A 19,421-nucleotide genomic window follows, 5' to 3' on the forward strand; every position below is an offset into this window, starting at 1 on the left:
AACTATTTTGCTTGGCCTTCCCGCCTACAACCAATAGCTTAGTTCTTTTAGAGATCGTTGATCTCGTCCTTTCCCTCTTCTCCTTATTAGTTGTTTTATTAAGGGGAAATCATGAACAACCTACAATCTTTACTACAAACCATCGATAATTTTGTCTGGGGTCCACCGCTGCTTATTTTGCTAGTGGGTACAGGTGTTTACTTCACTTTTAGCCTTGGCTTGATCCAGTTTAAACACCTCCCAACAGCGCTAGCGATGGTATTCAGTAAAGATAAGTCATCTAATACTCAAGGTGACGTTTCTAGCTTTGCAGCTCTTTGTACTGCACTTTCAGCAACAATTGGTACTGGTAACATTGTTGGTGTTGCCACAGCAATCAAACTCGGTGGACCAGGCGCTCTATTCTGGATGTGGCTCGCTGCCCTTTTCGGAATGGCGACTAAATACGCCGAATGTTTGTTGGCGGTTAAGTACCGAAGAGTCGATGATAAAGGCCAAATGATTGGTGGCCCAATGTATTACTTGCAATACGGTGTTGGCTCAAAAGCTCTCGCGATCATGTTTGCAGTGTTTGCTTTAGGTGTTGCTTGTTTTGGTATCGGTACGTTTCCACAAGTAAACGCGATTCTGGATGCAAGTGAGATATCTCTTGGTGTTAACCGTGAGCTATCTGCCTTTGTACTAACTCTTTTGGTTGCTTTCGTAACTTTGGGTGGCATCAAATCCATTGCTAACGTTGCAGGAAAAGTGGTTCCTACCATGGCTGTATTTTATGTGTTGGCGTGTTTAAGCGTGATCATCATGAATGCAGACCAATTGTTCAATGCCGTTGAATTAGTGCTGGTTTCAGCCTTTACATCAACAGCAGCGACTGGTGGTTTTTTAGGTGCAAGCATCATGCTGGCAATCCAATCAGGTATCGCTCGCGGTGTGTTCTCAAATGAATCAGGTTTGGGTAGCGCGCCTATGGCAGCAGCAGCAGCGAAGACAGACTCTTGTGTTAAACAAGGCCTAATTTCAATGACGGGTACCTTTTTCGATACCATCATTATTTGTACCATGACAGGCCTTGCTCTAATCCTGACCGGTGCATGGCAAAGTGACCTTGCTGGTGCCGCGATGACGACTCATGCTTTTGCGGTGGGTTTAAATGCAGATACATTTGGCCCTATGCTCGTCTCAATCGGTTTGATGTTCTTCGCTTTTACCACCATTCTTGGTTGGAACTACTACGGTGAGCGTTGCGTTGTGTTCCTGTTCGGAACTAAAGCTGTGCTTCCATACAAACTGATTTTCGTTGGCTTGGTGGCATCTGGTGCATTCCTTCACCTCGATATGATTTGGCTACTGGCTGATATCGTAAACGGTCTGATGGCAATTCCTAACCTAATTGGTTTGATCGCACTGCGTCACGTCGTGCTGGCAGAAACCAAACTGTTCTTTAGCTCAACATCGCAATCAGGTGAAGTTGAAGCAGTGAAAGCTTAATGAAACGGCAGGTTTGCGGTCATAAACTGTCAGTCACAGAGAGCAAAACACATTAGAAATGGTAAAAACACAAAGCCCGCTATTATTTAGCGGGCTTTATTTATCTTCGGTTAAATGGTTAATCTCTCAACCATTGATGCTCAACGTTTTCTCCACGTTCTTCAAAAAACTTCGCATTTTTTTGCTTGAATTGATCCGCTTTCAACTCTGATAGCGGCCAGTCTAAAAATGCTTCTGTTACAAACGAGTCGCCGACACCAACCTCAATCGATTCCAGATGTTTCCCGATGTAGCGATAAAAGTAGCCTTGCCCAAACGCATCGCACACCATAGGTACATGCCTGACACGTTGATGATTGACAGAGACCGATGCCCAAGTCGTCGTTTTAGGTTCACAGGTTTGCTCTTTTACAACGTCAACCTCAAATTTATTGTCCATAGTTGTCGAAACAAAAACGACAATAGCGTCATGCAAATACACACGCCTGAGCAATAACTGTTTAGTATCTTGAGTTCGCGTTTGTTGTATTCCATTAGCAAAAGGCTCGAAGTAGCCCCAGTGCCAAGACCAGATCATGCCGCGTTGCGCAAACTGTACTTGTGGCCACGTATGCCAAACAACAGCGGCACCTACCCCCACAATAAATAAAGCGAGTAGTATCAACAATCGATAAATATTACGCATTAAACGGGTTTTTCAATTAATAACTTCACACCAAGTGCGACTAATACTGCGCCCGTCGCGCCTTCCATCCACTTCATAAAGCTTGCATTCTTTAGTAGATTTTTAGCCGAGTTAAGCGCGCCAGCTAAACCACACTGCCAAACCATCGCAATAGCAAAGTGTACAGATGCCATCATCATTGATTGAAGCAAGGGTGAACCTTCTGGATTCACAAACTGTGGCAAGAAAGCCAAATAGAAGACCGCCGTTTTCGGGTTCAAGACGTTAGAAAGAAAGCCCTCTCTAAAAGAGCGCTTACCATTAAACACTTCGTGAATCTGCTCGGTCACGGTCAATCCATCTTTCGACGACATTAGCGCTTTTAAACTGCTCAAACCAAGCCAGATAAGATAAGCTGCGCCAATCATTTTTACGATTTGGAACAACTCTGCTGATTGCGCAAGAATCGCCGAGATACCAACCGAAGAAAAAAAAGCATGTACGAATAAGCCAAAGCAAATCCCTAGACTGGTTGTACATCCATCTTTTAGGCCCGAGCGGCTAGTGTTACGGATAACAAGTGCAGTATCTAAACCTGGCGTTAACGTTAAAATCGTAATGGCAATAATAAATGCCTCGAAATTCAAAATATCCATATTATCGTGATAATTAATTGTCAATCCTTCATCAATACCGCCAATCCACAAGATTCGCAAGCTTCTTTTTTAAGAGAGCTATACAACTGGGTGAGTTTATGGACAATGGGTTGGAGTTAATTGTTAATTATTAGTAAATTAACGCAGGTTGCTTAGTGCAACACCATATGAAGGACCCGTTATCGGGTGTTTAGGGAAAGAACAAAAGAATAAGAGTAGTCACATGAACGCATTTACAAAACTCGTTGAACATTCCAAAAAAGTGGCAAATTTTGAGCATCTATCTGCCATCATAGATTGGGATCAAGCAGCGGTCATGCCACCTGGTGGCGCTGAAGCACGCTCGAATGCCACGGCAGAGCTTGATGTACATATCCATTCTTTAATGACTCAACCGCACTTGGGAGAGCTTTTCGCTCAGGCAGAAGAAGACACGCTGTCTACAAAAGAAAAATCTATCCTAAGAGAAATGAAGCGTGGGTGGCAGCAAGCTAACTTACTACCAGAATCATTAGTTCAAGCTCAATCTCTTGCTGGCTCCAAATGTGAACATGCATGGCGTACACAACGTGGAGAAAATGACTGGGCTGGTTTTGAAAAGAACTGGGCTGAAGTAGTAAAGCTATCGCAGGAAGAAGCGCAAATTAGAGCCGAAGCAAATGGCACGACTCCTTATGATGCCATGCTCGATGTTTATGAGCCTGGCACAACGTCTGCGTCGTTAGACATTCTTTTTGCTGACGTGAAAACCTGGCTTCCTACTTTGATCGATGAAGCGCTTGAAAAACAACAATCAGACAACATCTTATTGCCAACTGCGCACTACCCTGCGGAAAAGCAAAAAGCGCTCGGTTTGGAAGTCATGAAGCTACTTCAATTCGATTTTGAACACGGTCGACTTGATGAGAGTACCCACCCATTTTGTGGCGGTGTACCGACAGATGTGCGTATTACGACACGTTATAATGAAAACGAGTTTGTCCAATCATTGATGGGGATTGTCCACGAAACTGGCCATGCTCGATACGAGCAAGGGCTACCAAAAGATTTATCAGGAACACCCGCGGGAGAAGCTCGCTCTATGGGTATTCATGAATCACAATCACTCTTCTTTGAAATGCAAATAGGACGAAGCAGCGCGTTTATCGATCACCTCGCTCGACTGGCTTCTAACCATTTTTCTGGTAGTGAATTCGAAAAAGACAATTTAGCCAAAATTTACACTCGCGTAGAAAAAGGCTTTATTCGCGTAGATGCTGACGAACTAACATATCCTGCTCACGTTATTCTTCGATATGAAATTGAGCGAGATCTCATGAACGGCGTCATCAAACATACAGATGTACCAGAACTCTGGAACGAAAAGATGAAAGCGTACTTGGGGCTATCAACCGAAGGAAACTTCAAAAATGGCTGTATGCAAGATATCCATTGGACAGACGGAAGTTTTGGCTATTTCCCGTCCTACACGCTCGGTGCGATGTACGCTGCACAATTTATGGCAGCAATGAAACAAACCGTCGATGTAGATGCGGTTATTCGTTCTGGCGACTTAGCTCCGATATTCAATTGGCTCTCGGAAAACATCTGGAGTAAAGGTAGCTTATTCACCACTGATGAATTGGTAAAACAAGCCACGGGTGAAACACTGAATGCTAAACACTTTCAAGCTCACCTAAAAGATCGCTACTTATAAAGCGAAAAGAATAGAAAGTAAAAGCCCAAGGTTCGTATGTTCCTTGGGCTTTTTGTAGGCTCTCTATGTGTTATGCCAAGCTAGGGATGAGCCTAGGCTTGTACAAACAGTCCTCACCCTCTGGTCTAGTTTTAAACCGACGATGAAGCCACATATACTGGCTCGGACTTGCCATGATTGATGTTTCAACTATTTGATTCACGAATGCGGCGGCACGTTGATGATCCTCTTTCGGGAAACCTTCGACGGGCGCACTAATGGTTAGGGTATAGTGTCCGTCTTTTCCTCTTACCATCGTAAAAGGCACAATGGCGCAATCTGTAGAATCAACCAACAAACTTGTGCCTGTCGTAGTACAAGCATTTTTAACGGCAAATAACGGTGCAAATGTCGAGCGTCGGTTACCATAATCGTGGTCCGGTGCATACCAAACCCGCTCACCCGTTTTAAGTGCTTCAAGCATGGCTTTGACGTTTTTACGATCAATCAGTGTACGATTAGAGCGAGAGCGTCCCTTATACTGAAAATAATCAAAGCACGGATTATTGTTTGGGCGATAAACACCGGTTCCAGACTTTTTAATGCCAAAAGCTCGAGCACCTAACTCTAGATTCATTGAGTGTACGGCCAACATTAATGCACCTTTGCCTGACTTCTCTAAAGCCTCTAGATGCTCCATGCCTTTTATCGTGACGTGTTTGTTTACCCGTTTATCTGACCAAAACCATGCCATTGCGGTCTCAAAAAGTGCGATGCCAGTATTGTCGATGTTGTCTTTTAGAATTGCTTCGCGTTGGCATTTTTCCATATGAGGGAAGCAAAGCTCAAGATTGCGTCTGATCGTAACTTGACGTTTTCTCATGAATCGCATAGCTAAACGACCAATGTTGCGTCCCAAAGCTAGTTGAACTTTAAAAGGAAGGAGGCTAAGTAAGTACATCACGCTAATGATAATTAACGTTCCCCAGTAACGAGGCAAAAGAAATTCGGCCTTGAAAGCAGGCTTTTTGTATTTGTTCATGTAAGTATTGTCAGATGTGCCCATCTATAAGTGATAAAAACAATGATAATGGACTGCACTTTTATCATTGATAACGCTAATAACATAAATTAAAGCGCGCGGATTCTATGGTTCTTCGACACACTACACAATAAGAACTTTGCAGAAATATGTAGGGAATGAAAAAGCAGTAAAGATGAGTCGCCACGTTAACATCTATCGGAGTGATTTATCTACTGCCCTTTCCTAAAGTTTGAAGAAACATAACTTTGTATTTTCAATGCGCTAAATAATGTCTATTTTTCAATCACATAATGCGACCGTTATGAATACAACAATAAGACGTCATATCAATACTCGCCATTAGCGATTGAATTTGCACTAAAAAGCCGCAGCAATTTCTCGCTGCGGCTTCTTATTCACTTAACAAGTAGAGTGGCGTTATTCGTGCCCTACTGTTTTGGATAATAAATTTACGATCAACACACCAGCGATGATAAACCCAATACCAACTAGGGCTGGTAAGTCTAGACGCTGTCCGTAAACAAAGTAACCAACCGTCGCAACCAAAACGATCCCAGCACCACTCCATATGGCATAAACAACCCCAACAGGCATTGTTTGCACTGTGACGGAAAGCAAGAAGAAAGCGATGCCGTAACCAATCAAAACGACTGTGCTCGGCATTACTTTCGTAAATTGCTCTGTTTTGGGAATATAAGAAGTGGCAATCACTTCACATACAATCGCGATCGACAGCGCCAACATTGGTGGCATAGAGACAAGCATTTTGAACATAAGGCATTAACGCTCAACAGAAATGTAACCGACAACATGTCCGGATAATTAGGCCGCGCATTATACCCAACTCATCTCACGATGGAATACCACTAACGATGTTTACACACCATCACTTTCGCTTACTTTTTGATGACCAGGTGAAAGGCTGACGTTTTGGTGCTGACGAGAAATTTCAAAGTAGATATGCATATCAATCGGCTCAGGTGTATTGAGTAGCATCTTACCTACTTCACGTTGGAAATGACCATAATTACCTAGCTCATCCGTTAGTTCTAGGAGCTCGTAAGAGGCTTCATCGGCAAACATTCCATACGCATACTGATAATGACTGATATCCTTGCTCTTATCATAACCCAGCTTTTGAAGAGCTTGATCAATCTCTTCCGGCGTATAAATGTCTTTATCACCAAACGAATGCAGTAGCACGCAAGGAACTTCTTGAGCGATGCTCTGAATCTTTGTCTTTCTCTTGAAAATACCGAACATAATGTCCTCCACTGACGATGTTTCCAAATATGCACATTAATGCAAAATGGTGAGCTGATTGTTTTTAGTATGGCTCATTAATTTGAGACTTCCTTACTACGAAGTCACCTTCACATATTAACGTGATCGCATAATTACCAGCAAATAGTACACACTGCGTTTCAAACCTATCTCATCAGAAACTCTGCTTTAGTCACAATTGTGTGACAACCCCGAGTACGGTTTACCATAATGTAAAGAGTAGATTGAAAAGTCGGATTTCGTATCGACATCTAAACTTAATTAAGTTAGCTTTAGAAGTATAGACGTCTAGATTGACTATACTTAGGGAGAGAAAGTCGTGCCAATTAGAATTCCAGATCAATTACCAGCTACCGATGTATTAAGGACAGAAAACATCTTCGTGATGAGTGAAACGCGTGCAGCGAGTCAGGAAATACGTCCTTTAAGAGTACTGATCCTTAATCTGATGCCAAAAAAAATAGAGACTGAAACTCAGTTTCTGCGTCTACTCTCAAACAGCCCACTACAGGTTAACGTCGAATTACTGCGCATTGATAACCGCCCGAGTAAAAATACGCCAACTGAACATTTAGACACGTTTTATCGCCAATTTGAAATGGTGCGAGATAAAAACTTCGATGGCATGATCATTACTGGGGCTCCATTAGGTTTGGTGCAATTTGAAGATGTCATTTATTGGGATCATCTCAAAACCATCATGGAGTGGGCAAAAGATCATGTGACATCCACTCTTTATGTTTGCTGGGCTGCGCAAGCAGGGTTAAAGCTACTCTACGATCTACCTAAAAAAACGCGTAAAGAAAAACTTTCAGGCGTGTATCATCATCAAATCCATCATCAATTTCACCCTATCTTACGCGGATTTGATGACACGTTTTTGGCTCCTCACTCGCGTTACGCAGATTTTTCGCCTCACTTTCTAGAAGAGCATACTGACTTAGACATTTTAGCGACATCGGATGTCGCAGGTGTGTACTTAGCCACCACAAAAGACAAACGCAATGTCTTTGTCACAGGACACCCTGAGTATGATTCTCACACCTTACATAATGAATATATCCGAGATTTAAGCGAAGGTATGGAGCCCGCTATTCCTGTCAACTATTACCCAAACAACAACCCAGATAACCCACCAATTGCAAGCTGGAGAAGCCATGGACACCTCCTCTTTTTAAACTGGCTGAACTACTGTGTTTATCAGCAAACACCGTACGACCTCGATCACTTCAGTGAAGATGCTTTCACTAAAGACGATTAGCTTCAAAATAAGCAAACAAAGCACTCATCATTACCGAAATGCAATATGTGAACCAAGCCGCCATATGGCGGCTTTTTCATAACAGTTTGCAAACCTGATCGCATAGTGTTTTTTCCTCAATAGGCTTTTGCTAAGTAATTCATATCATGCAGAAAGATTCAGGGATGTAGGGATAAAGAATGAAAACAGCAAAGCTCGGTGCACTATTATTATTGTCTCAGTTTGCACTCGTGGGTTGCGTGACGGTGAAAGAAGATGGAAGCCCTGTCGTTAAAGCCGATCCTGTGGCAATGGCAGAATCACGTATCGCACTTGGCTTAGGTTATTTAGACGGCGGTAACATGATTCGCGCGCATGATAACTTACAACAAGCCTTAAACCACGCACCTCAATACTATCGCGCGCAATTATCTATGGCTCACTACTACGAAACGGTTGGTGAAGATATTAAAGCCGAACAGATGTATAAACGCTCTCTACGCCAACACACTAAAAACGGAAATGTGCTCAATAACTACGGTACTTTTCTTTGCAAGCGAGGTGACTTCGAAAAAGCCGATCAGATGTTTAATCGAGCCATTGAGCAGCCTTATTACTACCTTATTCCAGCGAGCTATGAGAATGCAGCTTTTTGTGCTCTAAAATCACAAGATAAAGACAAAGCGAGATACTACTTTACTAGAGCTATCGATCATGATCCCCATAGACCAAAATCGATTTTGCAACTCGCTAAAATAGAAATTGATAGCGGTGATTATACTGAAGCTAGAATTCGATTAATGAGATTCAATCAAATGTATGGCGTAAAGAAGCCTTCTTTGCAACTCATGATTCAACTTGAACGTGCAGCAGGCAATGAAGCTCTCGAGAAAAAGTATCAAAAACAATTGGAAAAATTTTCTTAGTACAAAATAGCGATACATAAGGCGCATTAGCTCACAGCCAATACAGCGCTTGACCAAGAATCCAGTGAATTCAGACTCACGGTGATACATTCATCCTGTACATAAACGTCAAATTCGGTACTATTTGAACGGAATAAGTGACCAAGTCACATTATAAAAAGTGCGCACACAACGAAATTTGTACATCATACTGTTTTTAAGATTGATTTCGGCACATTGATAAATACTAAATATTACTGACATGCACCAGAAGGAAGTTGAAGCCGGATGAAACCTGCCTGCACTCTGTTATTACTCACTTTGCTGAGTTCACCTTTTGTCGTCAGTGCACAAGAAAATATTGAGAAAACATTCACATTTGGCATTGTGTCCAATAAAGCCCAAAGCAAAATCAAAAAAGCGACGCCCCTTACTCAGTATGTAACTGAAAATATGGCTGAATATGGTTACGCAAAAGGGGCGGTAAAGGTATTTAAAAATTATCGTCAGCTCGCGGTTGCGCTTGAAAATGGCACCGTTCAAATTGCAACGGCGACCCCCTTTAATGCGATGACCTTAGAAAAGGAGTCTAATAGCCAAGTCCTCGCTATACGATGGAAAAAAGGCCTGCAAAAATATCATACGGTGTTCTTTACTAATAAAGAGAGTGGCATTGAGTCATTTTCTGACCTGCGCGGGAAAACGCTTGTTTTCGAAAAGCGCACGTCTACCAGCAGCTATTACCTACCTGCGATTACATTGCTGAATCACGGAGAAAAACTGCAATACCTTCCCTCTCCTGATGACAAACCGGCCAAAGACAGTATTGGTTATTTATTCCTTGATGAGCAACTCGCTCAGTCAAATGAAATCAACCTATCTGTATGGGTATATAAACAGAGAGTTGCAGCAGGAGCATTCAGTAACTTCAACTGGAACAATCCCAAAGATTTGCCAGAGAACATGAAAGACAAACTAGCGATTTTTTCTCGTTCTGTTGAAATACCCAGGGATTTGATTCTCGCTTCTCCAAGCATGAGCCTAGAGCAACAGCGTAAAATCACGTCCATACTGCTTGATATGGATACAACTCACGAAGGCTCTCTCGCACTTAAAAAGTTTCAGAACACCAAAAAATTCAGCGCGCTTACTCCAGAAATGCGAGCCTCCTTAAGTACAGTGCGCAAGTCAGTTCACTTGTTACCGAAGGTGGATTGATGTTTCAAAAGCTCTCACTCGAAACCAAATACATTTGCTCGACAATGTTCGTTGTCTTGTTTGTTGTGGTGATAAATCTTGCGTTATACATGCACGGTTACGATGCATATTCAAATAGCTTAACTCAACAAATCACGAACAACTCTCAAGAAAAAACAGAATCTTACGTTAAGCAAAAAGGGTTGGTTTATGCAGAGCTATTATCAAAACAGCTTTTTGATCCACTCTATACAGACAATATCAGTCAAGCGTATGAGCAAATTAAGGCAACATTGAGCCAGCCAGATGTCTCGAAAATACATGTTGTTGACAATGAAGGGCTAATCTTTCACGACGGCACTACTCAGCTAAGGATGTTTGCCCAACCTCATCACCGCTCTCCTTTTATTTTGAAAGCAATAGAAGAATCCAGAACTCTCGTTTCCTTTTCCAAGCATCAGTTGGAGATCGCAGCGCCGATTCAGCAATCAAATATTACTCTTGGGGCGGTGTATCTTGAGCTTAACTTGATACATCTACTGGAAGAGAAAGAACAGAACATTGAACAAGTCCAAGCGATTACCTCAAACGATAAACAGAAGATGTTTAACTTGCTGCTAACGATCAGTGGGATATCCGTTCTATTCGGTAGCATCATCGCTTATGCTTTGGGGCGGTCGTTAACTAAGCCACTCAAGCAACTAAAAGATCAATTTTCAGAGTCAAATACCCAAGCGCTGCCAGTCACCGACATACAAAGCAAAGATGAAGTGGGAGAACTTATTTCGGCGTACAACAAAATGTCAAACAAAGTGAACCGATACACCAGCCGAGTTGAGTTCATGGCGTACCACGATATTCTGACTTCCCTGCCAAACCGAGAAAAGTTACTCATTGATATTCAAACGCAAATAACTGACCACAAATCCCCCTCACTTGCGGTTGTGTTTATTGACTTGGATGACTTTAAGCACATTAACGATAACTACGGACATAACATTGGGGATAAATTGCTAGGCCATCTTGCTTCAGAGCTTCAAGGCCGTTTGCCGAGTTATTTTAAGCCGCTTTACCGCCTTTCTACCATCGTAAGTCGAGTAGGTGCGGACGAATTTGTACTGGCCTTTCCGTGCTCGGACAATCATGAAGCTAGAGAAAAAGCGCACGCTATTCATCGCCAACTACTCTCTCCCTTGAGTTTGGAAGAGAACGATATTCAAATTACGGCAAGCCTCGGAGTTGCTGTGTATCCAGAATTTGGTTCAAACGCTGAGTCTCTTTTACAGCTTTCCTCTCTTGCGGCGCAGGAATCTAAAAGACGCGGTAAAGACATTATGACGATATACGATTCCACGTTTGATGAAACGATTAAACAACGTTTATACATAGAACGAGAACTGCGTCGTTCAGTACGTGACTTGTCTCAATTCGAGCTGTGGTATCAACCACAATTTGATCTAAAAACCTATCGCCTAATTGGGGTCGAAGCATTGGTTAGGTGGAATCATCCCGAGAAAGGCTATATCAGTCCAGAATCGTTTATCCCGATCGCAGAGCAAAGTGATTTAATATTGGAGCTTGGAGAACATATCATTGAGACGGCAGTTGCTCAGCGGGCAATGTGGGCAGAACATTTCGGTACTGATTTTCACATCGCATTAAACTTGTCCCCAAGACAAATCTATCGCCAAGATTTAAGTCAATTATTTTCTAAGTATTTACGACTACATGATGTCGCCCCTCAAACCATTCATGTTGAAGTGACAGAGTCACTTTTTATTGATGATACAGAGAAAGCTCAATATGTGCTTAAAAAACTACAAAGTATCGGAGTGGAAGTTTGGCTAGATGACTTTGGTACGGGGTATTCAGCCCTTGCCTACCTACAACATATGGCTTTTGACGGGCTCAAGATTGATCGTTCATTTATCGCTCAAATCCGAAAAAGCGATCAAGACGATTCATTAGTTCGCGCGATTGTATCCATGGCTCACAACCTAAGAATGAAAGTAGTAGCCGAAGGCGTAGAAACTCAAACTCAACTCACACGAATGGAGTCTCTCCACTGTGACGTCGTACAAGGCTTTTTCTTAGGTAGGCCTGTACCTGCTGAGGAATTGATTGCATTTGAATACCAACGAGGGAGTGGCGCTCAAAGCGTCAATCACTTTGCTTAGAACGCCGTTTTGTTAACTATTGCCGCTTAGCGCGTTAGTACTCGTAATGCAATATCGGTCACACTTCCCCCACCTCATTAATATGAATTTTCTCTTAAAATCTAACATCTGAGATAAATAAACTACACTTTTCATATCAACTTCTTGGATATGGAAATGCGCGTGGTAGGAATCTTTTCTTGGAACAACCTGTCGGTAAAACAAAAGCTATTTGGGTTGGTTTTGCTGCCAATTTTATTGTTGCTTGTCCTCGCGGGTAAACATGTACAAAGCCTTTCTATCCAGGCTCAGGAACTACAAAAAGCACAGTTATTCTCTGTCTACATCGACCGCGTATCTTCGCTTTATCACCTACCGAATAACCCTGATGTAATAGATAAGCAACTAAAAACTCAGCAGATATCTCAATTGTTACGCGACACCGCTGCACCAGTATTCGGTGAAAACGCTGAGATACTAAACCAGTTGACAAGCTTTGAGGAAGCAACCCTCTCGATGCTCTCTTCGCAAAATCAAGAAGAAAAGTTAGATGCGGCAGAGTGGCGCGCTGATACGTTCAAAGAAATCCTCATGAGCTTAGACAAAGTCTATTTTAGAAATGTGAGTTATGAAACAAACACTCACCTTTCTTCTTTGATGCAACTTGAATGGTTGATGTTTTGGTCCACTGAAGAGCATAGATTAAGCGAATATTTGATTCGATCTTCAGAGGAAAATAACGAGTACGACCTCACAACACAGGCTTCTATCCAATCTTTAATCCAGAACCAACAACTATTTCTAGAGCGTTTTGTGACGCTAAATGCCAATCAACAACAAGTAGATCTGCTCATTGAGACGTTTACGGGTGAAGTCTTTATCAAAAGCCAAGAGTTTCGTGCTTATTTATTGCAACCAGCTCAACTCAAATCATTAACCCCGGATGAGATTGATGCGGGGTTATCTGCACTCAACAAACGCTTATCGTTATTACAAAGTGTTGACGACAAAATGGAACAACAGCTGAGTGATGATATATCAAAGACAATCAACACGACGACACAGCACCGCTTTACCTTTATCGCAATGATGAGCCTTTTAACGCTGTTGGTCGTAAGTTTAACGCTAAGATTGGTGCGAAAAGTTACTGGAAACTTGAATCTAGTCCTCAAATTTCTCAGTAACGAAAGCAATGAACAAAGTAACACTGAAAATTCACCTCTTGCTCAACTAATAAAGGGTAAAGACGAGCTGAGTAAGTTTGCTCGAGAGGTAAAAAAGCTTAGTGATGAGCGGATGTTGTCCAGACTAAAGCTCACACAAGCTAAAGAAGATGCAGAACAAGCAAAAGATGATGCAATTAAGGCGAGTAAAGCCAAAAGTAGCTTTTTGGCCAACATGTCCCACGAGATCCGCACGCCGCTAAATGGCGTTATTGGCATCTCTGAAGTCTTATCCGATACTTCCCTGACTGCCACACAACGCGATTACGTCGACACGATTGAAACCTCCTCCCAACTGCTTTTGAGTTTAATTAATGACGTTCTAGACTTCTCAAAAATTGAATCTGGGATGTTGCTCATTAGCCCACATTCAACTTGTGTTCGAGAGTCTATCTATGACATTGCTTCTATCATTTCACCGAAAGCAAAGGAAAAAGGCATCGATGTGCAAGTCAACATTAGCCGTAACACGCCTTACCACGTAATGTTGGATGACCATCGTATACGCCAAGTTGTCATGAACTTCATGTCTAACGCGGTAAAATTTACCGAACAAGGCAGTGTAGAGCTATCGGTCATCACCCGCGAAATAAAAAATGGTGAAGCGGTCATCGAGTTTTCCGTTAAAGATTCTGGGATTGGTATTGATGCCCAGCAGCAAAAGAAAATATTTGCTCCATTTGCCCAAGAGGATAACTCTACTACCCGACAATTTGGGGGAACTGGACTTGGGCTTGCCATTAGCACGCAATTAGTTGAGCTAATGGGTGGAGAAATTCAACTTGAATCCGAGAAAGGTAAAGGCAGTCGCTTCTTCTTTGAACTAACTGCTCCTGTTGTGACGCAAGAGTTTAACGCTTATCACGCTCTGAATCACAACGACATATGGATTGTATGCAGCAGTACTCAACTAGAACAAAAACTGCGTAACGAGTTAAGTTTTTTCAACATCAATATAACGCAGTCAGTAGATACCTTAAGTGCGTTGCCAACGTGGATTGATAACGAGCGCGTTATCGTTATTCATGTAGAAGCATCACCAAATGCAGCGGCGATGCATATCGATGAGATAGAAAGCCTTTGTAAACGAAACATTCGTGTCTGCCTCATCAAGCACCTTCATAGCCCACAATTCGACTTTAGAAACAGTATCAGCGCCTTGGTCACTCAGCCACTACTAGGGCAGCGCTTAATTAAAGCACTTGAAAGTTGTGCGGCAAATTTCTCGCACGCACAACAAGAGAGCACTTCAGCGCAACATGTTAAATCTTTGCCGAAAATTTTGGTCGTTGATGACAATACGGTCAATCAAAAAATCGCGGGGCTACACGTCACAAAAGCTGGCTTCGACTTTGATGTCGCAGTAAACGGACAAGAAGCGGTTGAGAAATTTCAACAGAATCAATACAGCCTAATTTTAATGGACTGTATGATGCCCGTAATGGATGGATTTGAAGCCACCCAAATAATTCGTCAAATAGAAGTAAAAGAAAAACGCGCTTTCAGAATTCCGATTATTGCTCTAACGGCAAGTGTGGTCGATGACGATATACAAAAATGCTTTGACGTTGGAATGGATGACTATGTGCCCAAACCGTTTAAAGCAGGGTTGCTTAAAGAGAAGTTAGATAAAGCAATTGGGTTACGTGTTTCCAACACGACGCCTGCTGAACCACACCAAGAGAACACCACCCCCGATAAAACTCATGAACTACCTGCAAGTTCTGAGCAACCAGAAGCAACGGTAACGCCTATTCGCTCCGAACGCATCTTGCTTGTCGAAGATAATAGAGTGAACCAGAAAGTGGCTTCTCTATTGCTATCTAAAGCAGGCTATCAATTCGAAGTCGCAGAAAACGGACAAATTGCAGTCGAAATGTTCCAAAAAGATGGAAAGTTTGATGTTATTTTGATGGATTGCATGATGCCCATAATGGATGGGTTTGAAGCTTCTAGGCAAATTAGAGCTTATGAAGCGAGTAAAGGATTAGCTAAGACGCCCATTATCGCATTAACAGCAAGCGTCGTAGATGATGACATTCAACGCTGCTTTGATTCAGGAATGGATGCCTACGTACCAAAGCCTGTGCGCAAAGAAAAACTGTTGTATCAAATTGAACAAGCAATGTAGGTGGATTCTATGAGTAGAAATCATTCTCGCGTTGCTTTTCCTTTGCGTTACATAAAACGCTATCTGTTTATTCTGATTGCCCTTCTTTCATTAAATTGCCAAGCTCTCGCTGCAGAGAGCTACGCCGTTTTCTCATTTAATGACGAATTCTCTCCGCTCACTGTCAATAAAGCGCGAAAGTTGTACAGAGGGAAGACGCAACTTTTACAAGGCCAGCGAATTGAACTCTCTGACTGGCCTGCGACATCAACAGAAAGAGCTGAGTTCTATCGTTATCTTCTCAACAAAAATTTAGCGCAAATGAACGCGCATTGGGCAAGCTTGTCTTTTTCAGGTAAAGCTAGACCGCCAAAAGTGATTGCACGCTCCAGCATTGATGACCTCATAACATGGATGCAAGAGAAGCCGAATAGAATTGGTTATGCCCCAACATCGAGCGTCCCTAGTAATGCTCATGTTTTATGTGTGGTTAGCTCGGAGAATTGATATGAAAAAATATTTAACCATGTTATCGCTGAGTATCGCGACCTTTCCGAGCTCAGCCACGATTGAACTAACAGAACAACTTTCTTTAAGTGGTTTTGGCTCTACTTCGTGGGCAAAATCCGATAACCCAACTACGTTACTAGTTAACCGCTTTATTGGCGATGAATCTTGTTTCGATTGCGATACCACTTTCGGCATGCAGCTCGATTATTTTCACAAGGCATTTCGGGCATCCGCACAAGTCGTAAAGCGCCCGCAAGACCATTGGAGCTCGCCTCAGCTCGAGTGGGCGTATTTGGCTTATACCTATCAAAACATAGAAATACGAGGAGGACGCTTAAGACTGCCACTGTTTTTGATGTCTGAGTACAACTATGTCGGCCACGCTTTTACCCAAGCCCGCCCACCGAATGAGGTATATGACAGCATTCTAGGTATCACGGCTTATAACGGCCTATCTGCACGCTGGATTCATGACCTCAATGAGCAAGTCGTACTTACCGCCATGCCGTTTGTCGGGTTTAAAGACAATAGTGACGTAACCATCAATGAACGTACTGAATTGGAAATTGAGTCAAACAATACTGCAGGGATGAACTTAACGCTAAGCGGAGAGAGCTATCGTTGGAATTTTTCCTACCTCCACGGCGATTATGATCAAACAACGACGCTCTCTAACATTGAGCAGTCCACTCCCGGTGGCGGAACCACAATCATTGACCGTCTAGTTGAAACAGAAAAAAACAACACGATCGATCTGTTCTCTCTAGGGTTAAGATACGAGCTCGATAACATTGTGATTATGGCAGAAGGACAGACCAGCAATCTTTCCTCATCTTGGTACGCGACAACAAGTTATAATGTAAACAAGCTGACTCCTTATATTGTTTACGGTCAGCAGTTTAATAGTCGGGATAAAAAAAGTGGAGACAGTTTCTTACTCGGGTTGAGATACGACCTAGATTACAACGTTTCCCTGAATGCAGAATGGCAAAGGTTCAACGCCTACAATAATAGCTCTGGCGCGTTTTCATCAGCCCCAAAGGATGACAGTGCGAGCCTTTATACGCTAATGCTCAACTTCGTTTTTTAATGTTTCTTACAGTACCAATTTCCACAACATTGGGGGCTGTTGTATTAAGAAGGCTTTTTGCAACACGTAACTAAACGCTAAACGACTGGAAGGGATAGAATCGTTCAGATAGGTAAGTGGCAATCCAAACACAGACAAAGGTTACTCTATTTCGGTTTGTTTTGATTGCCTTTTAACCGCTTTTCTTTGCGTCGCAGTGCCCGGAAAAACTTTGACTCTTCGTGGTACCAACCAAGGACACTAATTGGAAAGCCCACGAGCATCATAATAAAAACATCCGCAGGGAGTTGTTCCCAAATGTCGCTTAAAGAATGCAGCTCTCCAAAAATGAACAAACCGATGACTTTACCGAGCAGTAATGCACAACAAATCATAAAGAAGGACTTTAATATATAGTGCCATTTGCCTTTTTTACGCTCTTCTCTCCAATAGGCATACTTATATTGTCGATCGTACATTCATCCCCCTAAAGTAAACTTGCCGTAAGTTTAAGCATCTCGATAGCGTAAAGTGCGTTGGCACCTCTTTAATCATAGTGCGTATCTAAAGTGAATGCTTGTCGTGGCAATAAGAAGGAGAGGTATTCTGTAGTAAGAGCTACATAATCTCTGAACGTTATATGTCTTGTGTAATTCGGATGATGCCTGATTTTGCTTATCGCTAGTGTTTTCTGAACACCCAAATCGGGCCGATGAGTAGAAACTGTAAATCCTCAAAAAACGACGGTTTTTTACCTTCAATCTTGTGACCGATAAATTGCAATATCCACAATACGCCAAACAAGAGCATAGAAATATGCAGAACGGGCAACATCAATACCTCTAGCGACCAAATAAGGCCAATGCACGCTAATGTGTAGCCGATCATCATCATGAATACACTCAGAGACAAACGAAAATAGAAAACCCAAGTGGGGAGCACCGCTACCCAAACCCAATTAAGTTCGAAGCCTAATAATGAAATCTGGGGAATCGACCAAATAAGTCCAACCACAGAAAGGTAAATACCTGGAACTGCGATTGTGTGAATCTTTTGGTTGATAGGGTTTTGGTGACTCTCCCCGTATTCTTTTAGCCATTCAGATAATGCTCGCATATCATTCCCCTTTTCCACCTTCTTATTCTTATATAGCCCGAGGATGAAAAAGGTGCGAATTTTTCCGTAAAGGCTACGAGCAACGAGCGACAAAACAACAGAGGCCAGTGCGTTGCCGATTACTCACCAAGCAACGTTCGTTGTGCTTTCGGCAGCTTGGCAACGACAAGAGCATAAGAGCGTTCACACAAGTCTTGAATCAACCCATCCTCGACATCACCGTTAAAATAAACCGTTATCCAATGACGCTTATTTAAGTGATAACCCGGGATAATGTCCGTAAACTGCGACGTTAAGACTTCTCCATCTTCTGGTTTTACTTTTACGCTGACATACTCCCGACCGTTTCTCTCTGCAATGATGGCAAACATCTTGCCTTTGATTTTGTAAACAAGCGCTTCAGGCCCAAATGGGAAATCGCTTTCTGCACACATGAAGGTACTTAAGTATTGTTCTAGTTCTTTGCTTTTCATATCCCCTACCTCCTTCTGCGTTCTCACTCAAATTGTGGCAATAGCAATTTTAACGCCTGGTTAACCTGCTCTTTTTCATTGCCTTCTAAACCATGCAATAACGATTGCTGAACGTCTACATGCTCCAAAATTAGCTTGTCAATTAAGGTTAAGCCTTGCTCTGTTAGTTCAACGGTGACGCTACGTCGGTCTTCTTTACTATGGGTTCTGGTAATAAACCCTTTCTTCTCAAGTTTATCTAAGCGATTAGTCATCGCACCCGAAGTGAGCATCATCGACTCTATTAACGCTGAGGGAGTAAGACAATATGGTGAACCAGCTCGACGCAGTGTCGCTAACACATCAAATTCACCCATTTTCAGGTCGTACTTCTTATGTAGCTCGGCGACCCTAGATTCCATGTGTTTTGCAATTCGCATTAGTCGACCCATTATTGCCATCGGTTCAGTGTCGAGGTCTGGCTTCTCCCTAGCCCACTGCTCTACCACTCTATCAATTGCATCCATTATTTCTCTCCAAACATCATATATTTTTTATTTTAACATAAAGATACTTTACAAAAAGCCACCTTGCCGATATCGTTACATTTAATTATCTCTACATAAAGATA

The 19,421-nt window shown here is 42.4% G+C and carries 18 protein-coding genes; 9 read left to right on the top strand and 9 right to left on the bottom strand.

The genetic code is table 11. The features are described 5' to 3' along the window. Positions 1-111: 111 nt before the first annotated feature. Positions 112-1,488 carry an alanine/glycine:cation symporter family protein gene (locus R7Q48_RS15135; RefSeq protein ID WP_005377785.1) on the top strand — a complete coding sequence of 459 codons (1,377 nt, stop codon included), beginning with the start codon at positions 112-114 and terminating at the stop codon, positions 1,486-1,488. A gap of 118 nt (positions 1,489-1,606) precedes the next feature. Here R7Q48_RS15135 and R7Q48_RS15140 read toward each other — a convergent pair whose 3' ends face one another. Then, on the bottom strand, positions 1,607-2,173 hold the full coding sequence (locus tag R7Q48_RS15140) for a threonine transporter RhtB (RefSeq protein ID WP_318077332.1): 567 nt from the start codon (positions 2,171-2,173) through the stop codon (positions 1,607-1,609). Next, the gene (locus tag R7Q48_RS15145) at positions 2,173-2,808 is read right to left on the bottom strand and encodes a LysE family translocator (RefSeq protein ID WP_256902886.1); all 636 of its coding nucleotides are present in this window, start codon (positions 2,806-2,808) and stop codon (positions 2,173-2,175) included. The genes R7Q48_RS15140 and R7Q48_RS15145 overlap by 1 nt, the downstream gene beginning before the upstream one ends. Before the next feature lie 223 nt (positions 2,809-3,031). Here R7Q48_RS15145 and R7Q48_RS15150 point away from each other — a divergent pair, with 223 nt between their 5' ends. Next, on the top strand, positions 3,032-4,504 hold the full coding sequence (locus R7Q48_RS15150; RefSeq protein WP_017820931.1) for a carboxypeptidase M32: 1,473 nt from the start codon (positions 3,032-3,034) through the stop codon (positions 4,502-4,504). 70 nt (positions 4,505-4,574) lie between these two features. Here the strand turns inward: R7Q48_RS15150 and R7Q48_RS15155 are convergent, their stop codons facing one another. From R7Q48_RS15155 to R7Q48_RS15165, 3 genes are all read right to left on the bottom strand, one after another. Continuing rightward, positions 4,575-5,525: an LpxL/LpxP family Kdo(2)-lipid IV(A) lauroyl/palmitoleoyl acyltransferase gene (locus R7Q48_RS15155; protein ID WP_137281935.1), complete on the bottom strand. Its 951-nt coding sequence runs from the start codon at positions 5,523-5,525 to the stop codon at positions 4,575-4,577. Positions 5,526-5,945: 420 nt separating this feature from the next. Next, positions 5,946-6,281: a DMT family transporter gene (locus tag R7Q48_RS15160; protein ID WP_069593657.1), complete on the bottom strand. Its 336-nt coding sequence runs from the start codon at positions 6,279-6,281 to the stop codon at positions 5,946-5,948. A 123-nt stretch (positions 6,282-6,404) separates the two neighbouring features. Continuing rightward, on the bottom strand, positions 6,405-6,791 hold the full coding sequence (locus R7Q48_RS15165; protein ID WP_005377791.1) for a DUF6559 family protein: 387 nt from the start codon (positions 6,789-6,791) through the stop codon (positions 6,405-6,407). 340 nt (positions 6,792-7,131) lie between these two features. Between R7Q48_RS15165 and metA the strand changes: the two genes are divergently transcribed. From metA to R7Q48_RS15200, 7 genes are all read left to right on the top strand, one after another. Further along, positions 7,132-8,073: a homoserine O-acetyltransferase MetA gene (metA, locus tag R7Q48_RS15170; RefSeq protein ID WP_005377792.1), complete on the top strand. Its 942-nt coding sequence runs from the start codon at positions 7,132-7,134 to the stop codon at positions 8,071-8,073. A 179-nt stretch (positions 8,074-8,252) separates the two neighbouring features. After that, on the top strand, positions 8,253-8,978 hold the full coding sequence (gene pilW / locus R7Q48_RS15175; protein ID WP_062730688.1) for a type IV pilus biogenesis/stability protein PilW: 726 nt from the start codon (positions 8,253-8,255) through the stop codon (positions 8,976-8,978). 267 nt (positions 8,979-9,245) lie between these two features. Continuing rightward, entirely contained in the window at positions 9,246-10,175 is a 930-nt protein-coding gene (locus tag R7Q48_RS15180; RefSeq protein ID WP_047100670.1) for a phosphate/phosphite/phosphonate ABC transporter substrate-binding protein, read from the top strand. Beyond that, entirely contained in the window at positions 10,175-12,331 is a 2,157-nt protein-coding gene (locus R7Q48_RS15185; RefSeq protein WP_256902885.1) for a GGDEF domain-containing phosphodiesterase, read from the top strand. The genes R7Q48_RS15180 and R7Q48_RS15185 overlap by 1 nt, the downstream gene beginning before the upstream one ends. A gap of 156 nt (positions 12,332-12,487) precedes the next feature. After that, positions 12,488-15,664, top strand: coding sequence for a response regulator (locus R7Q48_RS15190; protein WP_080276910.1), 3,177 nt, complete (start codon positions 12,488-12,490; stop codon positions 15,662-15,664). Positions 15,665-15,673: 9 nt separating this feature from the next. Then, on the top strand, positions 15,674-16,150 hold the full coding sequence (locus R7Q48_RS15195) for a hypothetical protein (RefSeq protein ID WP_256902883.1): 477 nt from the start codon (positions 15,674-15,676) through the stop codon (positions 16,148-16,150). 1 nt (position 16,151) lies between these two features. Then, the gene (locus R7Q48_RS15200) at positions 16,152-17,243 is read left to right on the top strand and encodes a hypothetical protein (protein WP_025766727.1); all 1,092 of its coding nucleotides are present in this window, start codon (positions 16,152-16,154) and stop codon (positions 17,241-17,243) included. A gap of 146 nt (positions 17,244-17,389) precedes the next feature. Here R7Q48_RS15200 and R7Q48_RS15205 read toward each other — a convergent pair whose 3' ends face one another. The 4 genes from R7Q48_RS15205 to R7Q48_RS15220 form a co-directional block, all read right to left on the bottom strand. Further along, entirely contained in the window at positions 17,390-17,701 is a 312-nt protein-coding gene (locus R7Q48_RS15205; RefSeq protein WP_005377799.1) for a hypothetical protein, read from the bottom strand. A 202-nt stretch (positions 17,702-17,903) separates the two neighbouring features. Beyond that, the gene (locus tag R7Q48_RS15210; RefSeq protein ID WP_256902882.1) at positions 17,904-18,338 is read right to left on the bottom strand and encodes a DUF962 domain-containing protein; all 435 of its coding nucleotides are present in this window, start codon (positions 18,336-18,338) and stop codon (positions 17,904-17,906) included. A 119-nt stretch (positions 18,339-18,457) separates the two neighbouring features. Further along, entirely contained in the window at positions 18,458-18,811 is a 354-nt protein-coding gene (locus R7Q48_RS15215) for an MmcQ/YjbR family DNA-binding protein (RefSeq protein WP_256902881.1), read from the bottom strand. Between the two features lie 23 nt (positions 18,812-18,834). Then, the gene (locus tag R7Q48_RS15220) at positions 18,835-19,317 is read right to left on the bottom strand and encodes a MarR family winged helix-turn-helix transcriptional regulator (protein WP_017633984.1); all 483 of its coding nucleotides are present in this window, start codon (positions 19,315-19,317) and stop codon (positions 18,835-18,837) included. Positions 19,318-19,421 lie beyond the last annotated feature (104 nt).

Source organism: Vibrio sp. 378, assembly GCF_033339435.1.

Coding starts and splice junctions, on each gene's coding strand:
- R7Q48_RS15135 (WP_005377785.1), top strand. CDS start 112: ATGAACAACCTACAATCTTTACTACAAACCATCGATAATTTTGTCTGG.
- R7Q48_RS15140 (WP_318077332.1), bottom strand. CDS start 2,173: ATGCGTAATATTTATCGATTGTTGATACTACTCGCTTTATTTATTGTG.
- R7Q48_RS15145 (WP_256902886.1), bottom strand. CDS start 2,808: ATGGATATTTTGAATTTCGAGGCATTTATTATTGCCATTACGATTTTA.
- R7Q48_RS15150 (WP_017820931.1), top strand. CDS start 3,032: ATGAACGCATTTACAAAACTCGTTGAACATTCCAAAAAAGTGGCAAAT.
- R7Q48_RS15155 (WP_137281935.1), bottom strand. CDS start 5,525: ATGAACAAATACAAAAAGCCTGCTTTCAAGGCCGAATTTCTTTTGCCT.
- R7Q48_RS15160 (WP_069593657.1), bottom strand. CDS start 6,281: ATGCCACCAATGTTGGCGCTGTCGATCGCGATTGTATGTGAAGTGATT.
- R7Q48_RS15165 (WP_005377791.1), bottom strand. CDS start 6,791: ATGTTCGGTATTTTCAAGAGAAAGACAAAGATTCAGAGCATCGCTCAA.
- pilW (WP_062730688.1), top strand. CDS start 8,253: ATGAAAACAGCAAAGCTCGGTGCACTATTATTATTGTCTCAGTTTGCA.
- R7Q48_RS15180 (WP_047100670.1), top strand. CDS start 9,246: ATGAAACCTGCCTGCACTCTGTTATTACTCACTTTGCTGAGTTCACCT.
- R7Q48_RS15185 (WP_256902885.1), top strand. CDS start 10,175: ATGTTTCAAAAGCTCTCACTCGAAACCAAATACATTTGCTCGACAATG.
- R7Q48_RS15190 (WP_080276910.1), top strand. CDS start 12,488: ATGCGCGTGGTAGGAATCTTTTCTTGGAACAACCTGTCGGTAAAACAA.
- R7Q48_RS15195 (WP_256902883.1), top strand. CDS start 15,674: ATGAGTAGAAATCATTCTCGCGTTGCTTTTCCTTTGCGTTACATAAAA.
- R7Q48_RS15200 (WP_025766727.1), top strand. CDS start 16,152: ATGAAAAAATATTTAACCATGTTATCGCTGAGTATCGCGACCTTTCCG.
- R7Q48_RS15205 (WP_005377799.1), bottom strand. CDS start 17,701: ATGTACGATCGACAATATAAGTATGCCTATTGGAGAGAAGAGCGTAAA.
- R7Q48_RS15210 (WP_256902882.1), bottom strand. CDS start 18,338: ATGCGAGCATTATCTGAATGGCTAAAAGAATACGGGGAGAGTCACCAA.
- R7Q48_RS15215 (WP_256902881.1), bottom strand. CDS start 18,811: ATGAAAAGCAAAGAACTAGAACAATACTTAAGTACCTTCATGTGTGCA.
- R7Q48_RS15220 (WP_017633984.1), bottom strand. CDS start 19,317: ATGGATGCAATTGATAGAGTGGTAGAGCAGTGGGCTAGGGAGAAGCCA.